We start from the raw sequence: 14375 nt of genomic DNA, 5'->3' as shown, positions 1-14375 counted from the left end.
GGATTTCCGTGAAGATTGGGCAACGACTCTAAATAACCTAGCTGGTGCCTACCTTTACAGGATAAACGGTTCGCGGGCCGAAAATCTGGAACGGGCGATCGAGTTTTATGAGGATGCTTTAACTGTTTATACCATTGAGGATTTCCGTGAAAGATGGGCAGGGATTCAAAATAACCTAGCTGGTGCCTACCTTTACAGAATAAACAGTTCGAGGGCCGAAAATCTGGAACGGGCGATCGAGCTTTATGAGGCTGCTTTAACAGTTCGTACCCTTGAGGATTTCCCTGAATATTGGGCAACGACTCAAAATAACCTAGGAGAGGCCTACAGAAATAGAATAAACGGTTCCCGGACCGAAAATCGGGAACGGGCGATCGAGTTTTCTAAGGCTGCTTTAACTGTTCGTACCTTTGAGGATTTACCTGAAAAATGGGCAGAGACTCAAAATAACCTAGCTAATGCCTACTATTCCAGGATAAACGGTTCCCGGGCCGAAAATCTGGAACGGGCGATCGAGTTTTATGACTCTGCTTTAACTGTTCGTACCCTTGAGGATTTCCCGATCGATAATGTAGACACATTAAATAATTTGGGCTGGACTTATCTGGACAAACTAGCCTGCATCAACCAAGAAAAACCAGCAGATACCAACCAAAAAGCAGCAACTCTCCAAAGTGCCTACGATACCTTTAAAACTGCCATAGTCAGAGCCTCCAAATTACGGGAATTGGAATCGGGCGATGAAACCAAGCAAAAACATGATTTGCAGTGGGATAAACTCTACAAAGGCATGGTGCAAATATGCCTCGATCGCAAAAGCAACCAAGAAGCACTAGAATATGCCGAAGCCAACAAAGCCCGCAACCTTGCCGAACTAATCGCCCAAAAACAGGAAATCCCCAAAACCCTAACACCCATCACCTTCAGCGAAATCACCCAACTCCTCACCCCCAACACCGCCCTGATTGAGTGGTACATCACCGACGCAGAAATCATCACCTTTGTCATCACTTACCCCGACGTGCTGACAGTGCATCGGAATCGTCAATGCGCTGAATTAATCGACTTAGGTAATGAATACCGGGCCACCTACAAAACAAGCAAAACCGACTGGCAAAAGCAACTTGCTACCTGGCTCCAGCGCCTCGCAGACATCCTCCAAATCACCACAATACTGCCGCCATCAAGTACCCGCTTAATCCTAATTCCCCACTGGTTGCTGCACCTGTTCCCCCTCCACGCCCTACCCCTAACAGACGGCGAATTCTTATTAGATAAATACCTCGAAGGCATTCAATACGCCCCCAGTTGCCAACTCCTGCAACAGATTACCATCCACCCAAACTTTGACCAACTCCTCGCCCTGCAAAACCCCACCTCCGATCTGCGCTACACCGATTTAGAAGTCGCCAGCATCGCCCCCAAATTCGCCATTAGTCAAATACTCCCCGGCGATGAAGCGAGTAAAACAAATCTCCTAGAAAAGTATCTAGAACAGTTAGAAAACGCCCACTGCGCGCACTTTTCCTGTCACGGCTCCTTTAATGCGGACGATCCGCTAAAATCGTTTTTAATCTTGTCTGGCGGCATCGTAGGGGAAGAACCCCCCCAGCCCCCCTTGCTAAGGGGGGAGCAAGAGGAAGAAGTTATCAAAGTCTCCGTTGTTTCCAATCAAGAACCCCCCCAGCCCCCCTTGCTAAGGGGGGAGCAAGAAGTAGTTATCAAAGTCCCCCTTAGCAAGGGGGATTTAGGGGGTTCTGATCGTTACGTGGAATGGCGCGCCGGAAAAACAGCGGACATTGACAAATGCCTAACATTAGCAGACATATTACTACTGCAATTCAAACATTGCCGCCTAGTCGTGCTTTCCGCCTGCGAAACGGCGCTAATTGACACCAACAATCGCTCCGATTATATTGGATTACCGACAGGATTTATCCACGCCGGTGCAATGGGAACCCTAGCCAGTCTGTGGGCTGTCAACGACCTCTCTACCGCCTTGATGATGGTAAAATTCTATGAATTGCTCAAACCAGGAGTGAGCATCGGTAAAGCCCTCCACGATACCCAGCGCTGGTTTAAGTCTGCCGCGACCTCAGATTTGCTATCATGGGTGCAGGACTCGGATAGTTTCGATGGCGATCGGAAAAAACCCATACTCAAGGAATTAAAAGGCTACAATGATGATGAACAACCCTACGGTGATGTTTATCATTGGGCAGCGTTTTGTGCGATCGGATTATAATGTGATTATGGTTGGCGTATCGTATTGGGGTATAATTCAAAGAAAGATTTAATTTGATCGATGAAAACCGATAGCATATTTTACAACATCTTCCAAGAATTCCCCTTTGTGTTCTTTGCCCTTCTCGGCCTATCAGCCGATAGTGCCAACCAATACCAATTTACATCCCAAGAGGTCAAACAATTATCCTTTCGCCTAGACGGTTTATTTCTACCAATCATCCCCGATCCTCAACTACCATTCTACATTGTCGAAGTCCAATTTCAACCAGATCCAACTTTCTACTATCGTCTGTTTGCCGAACTATTCATCTATCTCAAACAATACCAACCGCCGCACCCTTGGCAATTGGTAGTCATCTACCCAAATCGGCAAACCGAAAGAGAAAGCAACATCCACTTTCAGGAAATGCTGGCACTCCCAAAAATCACCCGTATTTACATCGATGAACTAAGTGCATCAGAAACAGCATCTCTACCCATAAAAGTGCTAAAACTGGTAATAGAACCAGACAACACCGCCGAAAACTTTGCCATAGACTTAGCCAGACAAGCCGAAACCGAAATATCGGATATCACAGCCAGAAAAAACTTCATCAACTTACTAGAAATCATCATTGTTTACAAATTACCCCAAAAAACCAGAGAGGAAGTTGCCGCCATGTTTAGCCTAACTGACTTAAAACAAACCCGATTTTATCAAGACGTTTTTGCCGAAGGACAAGCCGAAGCTAAACAACGAGAAAAAGCTGCTATTCTCAGAAATTTTAGTCGGGGATTAGCTATAGAAGATATTGCTACATTCTTAGACTTACCTGTAGCCGAAGTAGCAGCGACTATCGCCGAATCTCAAAAAGAACAACCTGAACAAGCCGAGCAAAATTAATCAACGTACACTAAAATTAGTAGGGTGCGTCAGTTGCGAAAATCCTGATTTTTCGTACCAACCTAAGACTGACGCACCTTACAAGTGAATTGTTGACAAATTACCGCAAAAATTCCGAGAGAAGATTGCCGCTATGTTTCACCGGAGTGACTTAAAGAAAGGCAGAGTTTATCAAGATCTTTTTGAAGAAGCACAAGCCGAAGTATACGCTCAAACTAAACAGCGAGAAAAAACTATAACTCTCAGACTTTATAGTCTAGGATTAAGTGTAGAAGATATTGCTACAGTCCTAGACTTACCTGTAACTGAAGTATCAGCGACTATCGCTCAAGATCAACAAGTAAAATCTGAAATTAAACAACGAGAAAAAGCTGCGGTTTTGAGAATGGTTAGTGGGGGATTAGCTAAACAAGATATTGCTATGTTTCTAGACTGGACTGTATATGAAGTAGTAGAGGCTATCACCGAATCTCAACAAGAGCAATCCGAACCAAATTCATCAAACTAAAGTATACTTTAATCGGTTTTCAATTCAAACTACTTCTGAGGTAAAATCATGAATGAAGTCGATATTTTGTCCCAAATTTATAACGCCATTACCACCGCCCCCGCAATTTTTACTCCCCCTTTCATCGAAAGATTGCTCGCCGAAGTCCTCCCATTAGCAGAATCTGGTGCTGATAACGATACTGTGGAAGATGCTATCAATAAACTCTATAGAGAGTTTACAAAGGTCAGAGATGACATTAAAGGTCTGAAGAGAAAAAATTTAGATGATGCCGAACCAGAAATCACACCTGGTTATGAAACGGTAAAAAATGAATATCCCGATATCGAAAAGCTAGAAGCAAATTTGAAAAAACGCATTCAAGAAGCCTCAAATATCTCTGCTGCCGATGCTAAAAATTGATCATCCCCAAGTCTATATCTACAGCTACCAACTCAGCAAAAAAAGCAGCAAAACAGCAGCTAACTCAATCTGGACTTGGGCTAATAGTATCTGGCAACATTTCAGCCAAGAAAAAGAGCTAATTTTTTCCCAAGCTAACCTCGGTTATCCCCTAACTAGAGCAAAAAAGTTTTCGCATTCAAATAAAATTGATGGTTCCTTCAAGTTTTGCCTTCTGGAGGATAGTGAAGGAATTTTAGCTAGAATTGGCAGCCCAGAAACTGATGAAAATAAAGGCATAGAAATCACAGAATTAAAAGATTTTAATGTTAATAATCTCATGCTTGCTGATAGTTATAAAGATTGGCTGGGACAGACTATTTTTATAACCTACAAATTACCAACCGATCAACCTCTCACTAAAAAATACCTCCGCCAAGTTGCGGATGACTGTTTAAAGAATCTCTTCCCAGAAGCATCTGTGCGTCCACCTTTTTACCGCGATACTAAGTTACTGGGTTCTGCAATTTTTGAGTATAGTTCGATCAAAAGTCAATTACAAGTCTTTGTTTATCGGGTTGACGATGAGATTGAGGAAAAACTAGCGAAAATTGTTCAACGTTTGTTTGAACTGTTTTATTACCGCCATAAAATCACTAAGGCTTTTATTGATAGTCGCAAAAATCATTATTTACTGAAGCAGGAATATGCTAAGATTGAGGATACGATCAAAAGTTTAGAAACAAAAATTGCTGAAGTAACTCAGGTTGGAGTGCCAAATGATGTTGACAACCCAAAAAATGTTGATATTGATAAGTCTTTAACATATCTAAAAAGGAAACTAAAAGATCTACTTTTAGAAAGCTTGGATTATCAAAGAGCATTAGAAGGTTTAGAAAATTTTAATAATACGATAAATATTCATGTTTATAACTATCAGGAAAAACTATCTGAAATCTGTGATAAATGGCAAATGTCAACTGAAGATTTAAGAACATTTAAGTTTTTTATTGATAGAAGTTGTCCGTATTTTCAACGACAAATTCAGGGCGATTTAGGCTATTTTAAACATGGTACTGATTTGATTAAGATTGCGGTGGATTTGGTGGCGGGGATTGTAGATATTGAACAAGCAGAAATCGATCGCTCTTTAGAAAGAACTATTCAAATATGGGGTACTGGATTAGGGGCTGGAGGCCTTGTGGTGTCTGCGGTTGCCAATTATATCGAGAAACCCATAGTGTTCAAAATACCTCAAAAAGGGGATGTGCTTCACCCGGCTGTAGCTAGTCTGTTGTTGAGTCTCTTGGTTGTAATCGTGGTTTCTGGAGTGGTGGCCCGGATTAATGGTGCGTGGAAGATTAATCCGTTGAGATGGTTTCGGCGCAAGTTTCAACCTCCGAGATTGCCCGATTCCCAAAGTCTACCAGTTAATGATATTTTACTGGAAGCGGAAGAAGAAAGACTCGGCGGTTGAAACCGCGTCTACACAAACTTAGAAAGACTCGGCGGTTGAAACCGCGTCTACACAAACTTAGAAAGACTCGGCGGTTGAAACCGCATCTACACAAACGATGTCCGCCTCCGCGGACTAAGAGATAAGAAATAAGAGAGAATTTAGAAGTGTTGAAATCCTCGATCGATCTTTAAGCCAACATCAGCATAAATACCGCTGCTATCACTCAACAAAATATCGCTGCTTTCGGTAGTGATTCCCACGATCGCACTACCATCACCGATTCGATCGACCAATAGCTTAGCATGGGCGATCGGCAAAAACAACACTAACTCGAAATCTTCGCCGCCGTACAACGCCCAGTCTAAAGCTGTTTCGGTTGATACGATTTCCCTTAAAATAGGGGGAATTGGTATTTTCGCGCGATCGACTTTTGCACCCACACCGCTAGCCCGACAAACTTGCACAATCGCATCAGCCAAACCATCGCTGCTATCCATTCCAGCAATCGAAAACTCACCCGTAGCATCTAAAATTTCCCACAAAATCGGCAAAACATCCAGTCGCGGTTTAGGCTGCTGATGAGCGAGAATTAAAGAAGTTCGATCGCCCTTTTCCAGATTTTGCCCAAATTCTGGATTCAACAACAATTCTAATCCCGCGCGGGATGCTCCGTGAAACCCAGTCGCCACAATCGCCCAATTCGATCGCGCATTTGACCTGCGAATGGTACGATCGCACTCAACCTCCCCAAAAGCAGTAATCGCAACTGTCACCACGGGCGATCGCACCACATCCCCACCGGCGATCGGCGTATGATACACTTCCAAACAAGCCGTCATCCCCCGATAAAACTCTTCCACCCACTCCACAGCCGTATCCGCACTCACAGCCAGGGCTACCGTCACCGCCAGAGGGGTTGCACCCATCGCGGCCAGATCCGACAAATTCGCGGCTGCGGCGCGCCAGCCTGCATAATAAGGGCCTGTGGTGCGATCGCTAAAATGCACACCATCCACCAACATATCCGTCGTCACCGCCAGAGATTGGTCAGGATTTGTCGGAAGTACCGCACAATCATCACCCACAATTTCGGCGGGGCAGAATTTTTGTAGTATTCTTAAAAGACCTTGTTCTCCGATATCTTTAATCAGCATAGTATAGAGAATTTTTTATTAATTTGATACTATTATATTTGATTTTATCTACTATTGTTTATGAGTGTTTTGGATTTATTTAACCGCAGAGAGCGCAGAGGGCGCAGAGGAAGAGAATAGAGATATGAACAATTCGGACATCAACTTATTTGACAAGTAAACCTAAATATAATACTAGATTCTCGAATTCTTTGAGGATTCGAGAATCTAACATGATTTCTTAGTCGGCGGAGGCAGACTTCGTGTGTGTAGAAGCGATTTCAATCGCCGATCCAATCGCCGCTAATTTCCGCTTCCGCTTCAGCAACAAACCAGCAAAAAAAGCAGCCGAAGTTACTATCCCCGCAATCTCAGAAGGTTCGGGAACAGCTTCAGCATCATCCATCGCCCGCATCTTGAAAGAGAACTTATCTCGATTAGATTCCAATTTAATCGGGAAAGCTAGAGGATTTTTCGGGTCAATTACTGCATCAATGCCAGTGACGCTAAACTCCGAAACACCGTAACCGAGTAAGGCGACAAAATCTACTACTTCATTAGGCTTGAATTTGCCGATTTCTTGGCCGCCAACTAAGACGCTGAAAAGTTCGTCAGCATCAATGCCGCTGGGAAGACCGAGAATTTTAGTAAATAGCGATGGTTCCGTTGGATTGGGAGTAATTGCGATCGCACTTTCGTCAACAATGCACCCATCACCAGTCCCACCGCTACCGCCAGAAGCCGCAGTATCGCCTATTTTGAAAGTAAAACCAGCAGCCGTCGGCGGATCGAACCATTTACGGCTGACAACATTATTAAAACTATGCCAACCATCCTCAAAACTATCAGGTAACAACGGATTTCTCTGAGAAGTACCGCAAATCGGATTTAGCAGAAAACCATGCTGCTTTCCAGTTGCACTGTTAATGCCCTTTCCGACAATTTGACCCCTATCGTTAATGCCGCTGACTTCTTGTAAAAACCACCCTGACTCCTCATCAATCAGACTATTGAGGTCAGCCATTTGACCATCTTCCCAAATGAAACCGTGATTCAGCCCGCCATTACCAGTAACGGTATCAAAGCCTGCTACTTGTCCTTTGTTGTTAATGGCGATCGCAGCACTCATATTACCACCGAGAGTACCGAGGTTTGTAACTTCACCGTTTGACCACAAAGTAGCATGGCTTTGCTTGAGGGTACTATTTGATGAAGCACCAACTGCCTGCCCAGCATCATTGATATCATAAGCTGTGCTGTCGTTATCTCCTGGAAGAGTTCCCAGGTCAATCATCTTGCCATTTTCCCATTGGAAAGCATGAGTTATGCCGAAAGCCAGGCCCGAATAACCAACTACTTGTCCTTGATTGTTGATACCCTGAGCTCCTCCATTGAAACCAAGAGTACCCAAATCGATCATCTCGCCGTTTTGCCACAAAAAGGGATTAAATTTCTCTTGTGTAGTCTTAAACCAACCAACTATTTGTCCAGCCTCATTGATGTCGCTAGCCAGACTGCTGATACCACCAAAATAACCGAGGTCAGTCCTTTGACCGTTTTCCCACACGTAGGCATTATTCGTCCAATTTTCACCCAGATAACGACCCACGACTTGACCAGAACTATTCATTTGGTAAGCCCAAGTGGTGTCTTTGATTTCAGTTATCTGACCGTTCTCCCACACCCCAGCAACACCATTACTAACTAGCACTTGTCCAGAATTGCTTATACCGTAGGCATTGGTTTGGCCGAGGTCGGTAACGGCATAGGAAGCGAAACCAGTATGCAGCGTGGCGGCATTTACCGGTTCAACGGCGCTAAATCCCAAGACGGTGAAAGCTGTCAAGGACAGACAACTTTGCACAAAAGATCCCCAGTCCCTTTGTTCAAGCCTTTTTTTGAATTTTTGCATATCATGCACCTCAGATTTTGGCATATTTGCACAGAAGAGAACAAAAACAAGTTGCCTATGTATCTATCTCTCTATCTCTCTATCTGGGTGTCGATCGACTTTTTATGCAGAGACAGTCGATTTGTTACAAAACTTTATAGCATACTGGAGATTAACCACACTTATAGGGAAAGATTAACTGTCAACTGTCCACTGTCAACTGTCCACTGTCAACTGTCCACTGCATCACCATTCCTTACCAGAACTTGGCGGCAAGCGCAACCTAGGAAATCGATAAAAAGTATCTCCTTCATCATCCACCTCTAAAACAGCAGAAAAAATCTTAACTTGTCGGTTTAAATACTGCTGAGCAACTTCAGCCTCAACCCTAGCGCTGGCGGCTAACTGAATCAGCGACATTTGACTGTTTTGATTTTCCAACAACAAATAAAAAGCCTCATCCAACTGTCGCTTTTGCTTGCTTTCATTCAGATTGTTGACAATCAACAAGCCTGCGAATCCGCCCAAACCAATTACCAATAAAAATTCTAAAATTGCCATATTAGCGATCGAGTTTCTAGATTTAATAACCAAGCAGACGACGTAGAAATTAATGAATTTGATTAAAGTTGAACTTGTCTGATTAACTCTTCCAGCCCGCGGAGGCGGTCTTTGTTCGTGTAGAAGCGATTTCAATCGCCGTCTTTGTTTGTCATAATTTCTTCCAGCCCGCGGAGGCGGTCTTTGTTCGTGTAGAAGCGATTTCAATCGCCGTCTTTATTTGTCATAATTTCTGCCAGCCCGCGGAGGCGGGCTTTGCTTGACAAGAAGCGATTTCAATCGCCGTCTTTGTTTGAAAAGAAACGATTTCAATCGCCGTCACCGATTAAACTTGAGGTTGAACCAAATTTTCCTTTCCTTTAATCACCTTAGCAGATATAATCTTATCTCCCTGCCTCAGTTTATCCAAAACCTCTTTTCCTTCAATCATGTAACCAAAAACAGCATACCGACCGTCCAACAAATTCAGACCAGCGGGCGTGAGTTCAGGTTCAAATAAGAAAAAGAAAAACTGAGAAGAACCGCTGTCGGGATCGGCTTCAGCGCGCGCCATCGCCACAGCGCCAAAAGCTGAAAAAGGCAAAACAGGCTCGTCACGATAACGCCCCGCATCCTCTAGAGTAATCCCATAGACAGGTTCCTTGTCCTCTCTAACAAGCACTTCCAGCGGCACATTTCGGTATTTGCCAGTACCTGGATCAATAAAGCCCACTTCCTTGCCTTCGGGATCTCCCGTTTGCAAAACGTAGGATTCTTCCGATCGAATAAATGGTAAACCATCATAGAAACCTCGATCGACCAAATCCACAAAATTACCAGCAGTCACCGGCGCGCTGTAACCGTCAACCACAACAGTAATTTTCCCCTTATCCGTTTCCACAGCCACAGTAGCGCGCCCTTTCAGTTGAGGCAGATTAGCGTACTTAGCAGGCACTTCAAACGGAAACTTTGTCACCATCAACTCTTCGATTTCGCCTACCGAACCGAGAATTTTGGCCTTCAACTCAATAACTTTTTCCCTGTCTTTAGCCTCAACAGCGGTGGAAAGTTCGGCAACTCCCTCCTTGACTTGTGCAACTAGCGCCTCAGCTTCCGGCTGTTTCGCCTCAGGAATACTCTTTAAAATGTCCGACTCTCGCAGGTTGAGAATCCTCGAAGCCTTGTTGACATCGCTGCTAATGGGCCCCCAACGTTTAGAACGGATGTGGTTGCCAATGTCTTCGAGACTGATTTGCAACTCACGCACAGTAGGATTGTCAATAGGTAGCGCGAAACGCAGTAGCGCCCGGCCATCGCTAATCGGATTCCCCGCAGGCATACTGCTGCTGGGACGTTTGGCATAGGAAACTGCACTGAAACTCAGGGAGAGTGCGAACAGCAGGAGTGCTAAGGCACCGGTCTTGACCCAGCGCTTGCACGTATCGATCGAGAAATTAGTCCAATGCAACATATCTTTAACTTTTATTGCCTCTATTATCTTCCCACAGCGCGCGATCGCCTTCTATCCATTACATCCCTTGCCGAACTCACTCAACTGACAGAGGTTTTTAGCTTTCTGTAAAGCACTTGCTCCCTTTGAACGGTAAAATAAATTGCCAATTGCTTTTTGATGCCATCAGCTAGACTGCGGCTTGAAGCTGACCCCGCTCAAAAACGGATACAATCCCCAGACTCCTGTCGTGGAGAGATCAAAATTTTAGACCAAGGTTCAATCTCCCAGATTCAAAGCTGCGAGTGAATCTCAAATCTAAAATCCCAAATCTAAAATCGACTGACTATAGTTCCCCCGCGCCTACGTGGCGACGGGATTGCCCGCAAAAATTTATATGCTCTCCAGTAACGACTTTCGACCAGGTGTTTCAATTGAATGGAATAACAGCGTGTGGCGGGTTATCGAATTCCTCCACGTCAAGCCCGGAAAGGGCTCCGCTTTTGTGCGGACAAAATTAAAAAACGTCCAAACCGGCAGCGTAGTGGAACACACATTCCGGGCCGGCGAATCTTTGCCTCAAGCCAACCTCGAAAAGAGCGCGATGCAGCATACCTATAAAGAAGGCGAACAGTTTGTCTTTATGGATATGGAAACTTACGAGGAAAGCCGCCTCACAGCTAAGGAAATAGGCGAGCGTGTCAAGTACCTGAATGAAGGGATGGAAGTCAGTATCCTTCGCTGGAATGACCAAATCATGGAAGTGGAATTACCCAATTCTGTCGTCTTGGAAGTGACACAAACCGATCCCGGAGTCAAAGGAGATACTGCCACCGGTGGTAGTAAACCGGCTATCCTTTCCACCGGAGCTCAGATCATGGTTCCCCTATTTATTTCGATAGGAGAACGCATTCGGATTGATACTCGTGAAGACAAGTACCTCGGCCGAGAGTAGCAAAGACGGAGAAAAAGGGAGTTTTAAGTTTTGAGTTTTGAGTTATGATTTATTAGTTAAATAGCTAAAAAATCATCGCTTAAATCTCAAAAAATCTCCTTTTTACCTCCAAAATCGGTGAAGTTTCCTAGCTTCGCCGTCTCCAATTTTTTCAATTTTAAATTCTTAATTACCCTTGAATCTACTGTGCAATTAGACTTAAACCAGCTTTGCGAACTGCTGACTGTTTTAGACAAAACAGGCATTTCGGAACTGACGTTAAAAAGTGGGGAACTTGAACTGACTGTACGCAAAGGCGTTCTGGTCAGCGAACCAGGCACTGCTGCTGCGCTCACTGCGGCTGCAAGTGTCGCTCCAACGATCGCCCTCAGCTCTGTTTCTAGCCCCACCGCGGCATCACCGGATGCCCCAAGCCAAAATGCAGGCGCGACTCCGGCCACTCCTGCACCAGCCCCTGCTACCGCCGTTCCTGCTCTCGTCTCTCCTCCTGTCGATACCAAATGGGTGTCAATTATCTCGCCGATGGTAGGAACGTTTTATCGCGCTGCTGCTCCCGATGAGCCACCTTTTGTCAATGTGGGCGATCGTATCAAAGTCAGTCAGACAGTCTGTATTATCGAAGCTATGAAGCTGATGAACGAAATTGATGCTGATGAAGTGTCCGGTCAAGTCATGGAAATTTTAGTCCAAAATGGCGAACCTGTCGAATACGGTCAAATTTTAATGCGAATTAATCCGGATTGAAGCATTACTTTATTGTGATGGACAGAATAAATGCTAATATTTCGAGATCACTTCTCCCCGGTGAGTTTGATGAAGTCATCCCAGCCTGTCCCGCAATACGAGGTTGTGCAACAAGTTGCTGAGTATTTCAGTATTCTGAGCGAGCCAATGCGTTTACGAATTTTGAACTTGCTTCGCGACGGCGAAAAGTGCGTGCAAGAGTTGGTGGAAGCTACTCAAACGAGTCAAGCCAATGTTTCTAAGCACCTAAAACTCATGCTCCAAGCTGGTATACTCACTCGCCGGAGTGAAGGGACATCCGCTTATTATAAGGTGCAAGATGAGTTAGTTTTCGAGCTGTGTACTATGGTGTGCGATCGGCTTGCCACCCGGATCGAACAGCAAGCCCTGCACTTTCGGGAATTTAGCCTGACTACAAAGCACTGAAAATTAGTCAGTAGTCCATAGTCAGTAGTCCGTAGTAATCAGTCATGGGTTATATCAAATCCGGTAACTAAGGAATTATACCCTGCAAGCGAGCGAGACGGGAGGCTCCGCAATCCGAAGCGGGCTGCACGCTCGCATTGCACTCCAAAAATTATTATTCCGATGCAAAGGTCAATGATTTCATAAATTATCAGTTATCAGTTATCAGTTATAAATCCCTATTTATTGCATTCAGACTAATGACTAAGGACTACTAACTAATGACTAATAACTAATAACTAATGAATCAAAAATTATACCAATTTAAAAAATCCTTGCTACAATACTTGAGTTTAAGTTTGTTTACTCAAATATTGTCGCGCTTTGCCTCGCTGTAAGATTTTCCGTCTTTTTTTTTGGTACACTCTTTCTTCGACACACCCTACCAATATTGTTTCATTGATTTTCCAAATTGGTATTAGTTAAGGGGAAAATTTTTGTCAAAATTTTGGCGGGTACTCGGTTGAGCCACCTCCAAACCTTCGCCACCCAAAAGTTCCAAAGGCTTGCCGTCCACCGAAATCCAAACCTTAGTATTCGGTTTTAAACTGGTAGCTGTATAGATAACTTGCCCTAACCGACTCGTCATTGAACTGCTGCCTCCCCCCGCAGTAAATTCACGCGACAAATCGACATAAACTTCGTCATTTTTGACACTCAAACTCAGGAGTTTTGTCCCTTTAGGAATTTCGCTAAAAACAGTTGCATCCTTCGGCCCTGCCAACAAACTGTTAAAAGCAGCTTGTAAAGTTGCATCAGCCTGATCGGCTTGTTTGACAGCTACTTTTGTAGGAACTGCCTCAAATTTGCCGATCGCACCTTTAACCCAGTAGACTTGGACTGTCTGGGCATCAGCCTGCTGCAAAGGCTTTGGCTGTGGCGACGGCGCCAGAGCCTGCGGTGTCACAGAGGTAGGCCTCTGAGCTTGAGGCGTCTGAACCTGCTGCGGCACTTGCACAGCATTTGGTGGGGGTACGGGGATAATTACAGCAGGGGATTCCGCAGGACTTGGGGACAGCGCCGGAGCGGTTGTCGGAGCAGAAGACTGCGTGTCTGCGGTTGGGGAACGGTTCGCCGTCCACCAGGCAATGCCCCCTCCCGTCACTAAAGCCAACCCGCAAACACCGGCAATGACTGCTGTTCTGGAGACGTGGCGTACTTCTTGTCCATCTTTCATAATACAAATCCTCGTTACAGATAGAGCGCTTGGGACGGTGAGGAGCGACTCCCGATCAGCTACATTTGTCTATGGTGAGATTCTGGAATTGACACAATTGCACTACTGCTAGCGAACACTATACGGCAAGCCCAACATATTCTGAATCCGACTATGGGCATCCTAGACCATAATATGAGCTCTCGCGCGTGGAGTATGTGACATTTATCTCGATCGGCCTAGTAGCTATATTCTATCGTAGTCATAAAAAATTAAAGGATGAAAGGAAATTTAGCAACGGGTTATGTAACGAATTTAACCCAGCTAACGGATTTAACCGATTTAACCGATCGACATTGATGGAAAAAGGAAAAAAAGATGAATGTAGCGAATTTAACCGACGCAACGGATAGAAGGAATAATCAGAGCGATAAAAATATTTTTTCCCAAACAAAAAGCGCCCCTATTTCTAGGAGCGCTTTTTGTTATCTCAGGTTAAAAATTAACCGTTGATGGAAGGAGCAACCAAAGCAACTGGAATTGTTTCACCAGCGGCCAAGTCG

At 44.6% G+C, this 14375-nt stretch carries 13 protein-coding genes; 8 read left to right on the top strand and 5 right to left on the bottom strand.

Annotated features, from left to right (window positions below; genetic code table 11):
• From QUB52_RS16300 to QUB52_RS16280, 5 genes are all read left to right on the top strand, one after another.
• Nucleotides 1-2245: CHAT domain-containing protein (locus QUB52_RS16300; protein WP_332976211.1), on the top strand; the 2245-nt coding region annotated here is incomplete at its 5' end.
• A gap of 60 nt (nt 2246-2305) precedes the next feature.
• Nucleotides 2306-3130: an Rpn family recombination-promoting nuclease/putative transposase gene (locus tag QUB52_RS16295; RefSeq protein WP_265234186.1), complete on the top strand. Its 825-nt coding sequence runs from the start codon at nt 2306-2308 to the stop codon at nt 3128-3130.
• 133 nt (nt 3131-3263) lie between these two features.
• A complete protein-coding gene (locus QUB52_RS16290; RefSeq protein ID WP_265234187.1) occupies nt 3264-3638 on the top strand; it encodes a hypothetical protein in 375 nt (124 codons plus the stop codon).
• 48 nt (nt 3639-3686) lie between these two features.
• Nucleotides 3687-4040 (top strand): hypothetical protein, encoded by a 354-nt coding sequence (locus tag QUB52_RS16285; protein ID WP_265234188.1) that lies wholly within the window; start codon nt 3687-3689, stop codon nt 4038-4040.
• Entirely contained in the window at nt 4027-5496 is a 1470-nt protein-coding gene (locus QUB52_RS16280; RefSeq protein WP_332973987.1) for a hypothetical protein, read from the top strand. Before QUB52_RS16285 ends, QUB52_RS16280 begins: the two co-directional genes overlap by 14 nt.
• A gap of 140 nt (nt 5497-5636) precedes the next feature.
• Here the strand turns inward: QUB52_RS16280 and thiL are convergent, their stop codons facing one another.
• The 4 genes from thiL to QUB52_RS16260 all read right to left on the bottom strand — a co-directional run bounded on the left by thiL (nt 5637) and on the right by QUB52_RS16260 (nt 10513).
• Nucleotides 5637-6632, bottom strand: a complete 996-nt coding sequence (thiL, locus tag QUB52_RS16275; RefSeq protein ID WP_332973988.1) for a thiamine-phosphate kinase — start codon at nt 6630-6632, stop codon at nt 5637-5639.
• 220 nt (nt 6633-6852) lie between these two features.
• Entirely contained in the window at nt 6853-8475 is a 1623-nt protein-coding gene (locus tag QUB52_RS16270) for a PEP-CTERM sorting domain-containing protein (protein ID WP_332973990.1), read from the bottom strand.
• A gap of 273 nt (nt 8476-8748) precedes the next feature.
• Nucleotides 8749-9063: a hypothetical protein gene (locus tag QUB52_RS16265; RefSeq protein WP_332973992.1), complete on the bottom strand. Its 315-nt coding sequence runs from the start codon at nt 9061-9063 to the stop codon at nt 8749-8751.
• Between the two features lie 325 nt (nt 9064-9388).
• Complete coding sequence (locus QUB52_RS16260; protein ID WP_265234193.1) at nt 9389-10513, bottom strand: peptidylprolyl isomerase; 1125 nt, start codon at nt 10511-10513, stop codon at nt 9389-9391.
• A gap of 376 nt (nt 10514-10889) precedes the next feature.
• Between QUB52_RS16260 and efp the strand changes: the two genes are divergently transcribed.
• The 3 genes from efp to QUB52_RS16245 all read left to right on the top strand — a co-directional run bounded on the left by efp (nt 10890) and on the right by QUB52_RS16245 (nt 12617).
• Complete coding sequence (gene efp, locus QUB52_RS16255; RefSeq protein WP_265234194.1) at nt 10890-11447, top strand: elongation factor P; 558 nt, start codon at nt 10890-10892, stop codon at nt 11445-11447.
• A gap of 186 nt (nt 11448-11633) precedes the next feature.
• The gene (gene accB / locus QUB52_RS16250) at nt 11634-12191 is read left to right on the top strand and encodes an acetyl-CoA carboxylase biotin carboxyl carrier protein (RefSeq protein ID WP_332973995.1); all 558 of its coding nucleotides are present in this window, start codon (nt 11634-11636) and stop codon (nt 12189-12191) included.
• 30 nt (nt 12192-12221) lie between these two features.
• Nucleotides 12222-12617: an ArsR/SmtB family transcription factor gene (locus tag QUB52_RS16245; RefSeq protein WP_265234196.1), complete on the top strand. Its 396-nt coding sequence runs from the start codon at nt 12222-12224 to the stop codon at nt 12615-12617.
• A gap of 457 nt (nt 12618-13074) precedes the next feature.
• Here the strand turns inward: QUB52_RS16245 and QUB52_RS16240 are convergent, their stop codons facing one another.
• Nucleotides 13075-13833 carry a GerMN domain-containing protein gene (locus QUB52_RS16240; RefSeq protein ID WP_265234197.1) on the bottom strand — a complete coding sequence of 253 codons (759 nt, stop codon included), beginning with the start codon at nt 13831-13833 and terminating at the stop codon, nt 13075-13077.
• Nucleotides 13834-14375 lie beyond the last annotated feature (542 nt).

Source organism: Microcoleus sp. A6-C6 (assembly GCF_036705955.1).
Taxonomy (GTDB): Bacteria; Cyanobacteriota; Cyanobacteriia; order Cyanobacteriales; family Microcoleaceae; genus Microcoleus.
Note: the sequence above shows the minus strand (reverse complement) of the source record. Positions and strands in the feature narration are given on the sequence as shown.

Coding starts and splice junctions, on each gene's coding strand:
- QUB52_RS16295 (WP_265234186.1), top strand. CDS start 2,306: ATGAAAACCGATAGCATATTTTACAACATCTTCCAAGAATTCCCCTTT.
- QUB52_RS16290 (WP_265234187.1), top strand. CDS start 3,264: ATGTTTCACCGGAGTGACTTAAAGAAAGGCAGAGTTTATCAAGATCTT.
- QUB52_RS16285 (WP_265234188.1), top strand. CDS start 3,687: ATGAATGAAGTCGATATTTTGTCCCAAATTTATAACGCCATTACCACC.
- QUB52_RS16280 (WP_332973987.1), top strand. CDS start 4,027: ATGCTAAAAATTGATCATCCCCAAGTCTATATCTACAGCTACCAACTC.
- thiL (WP_332973988.1), bottom strand. CDS start 6,632: ATGCTGATTAAAGATATCGGAGAACAAGGTCTTTTAAGAATACTACAA.
- QUB52_RS16265 (WP_332973992.1), bottom strand. CDS start 9,063: ATGGCAATTTTAGAATTTTTATTGGTAATTGGTTTGGGCGGATTCGCA.
- QUB52_RS16260 (WP_265234193.1), bottom strand. CDS start 10,513: ATGTTGCATTGGACTAATTTCTCGATCGATACGTGCAAGCGCTGGGTC.
- efp (WP_265234194.1), top strand. CDS start 10,890: ATGCTCTCCAGTAACGACTTTCGACCAGGTGTTTCAATTGAATGGAAT.
- QUB52_RS16245 (WP_265234196.1), top strand. CDS start 12,222: ATGCTAATATTTCGAGATCACTTCTCCCCGGTGAGTTTGATGAAGTCA.
- QUB52_RS16240 (WP_265234197.1), bottom strand. CDS start 13,833: ATGAAAGATGGACAAGAAGTACGCCACGTCTCCAGAACAGCAGTCATT.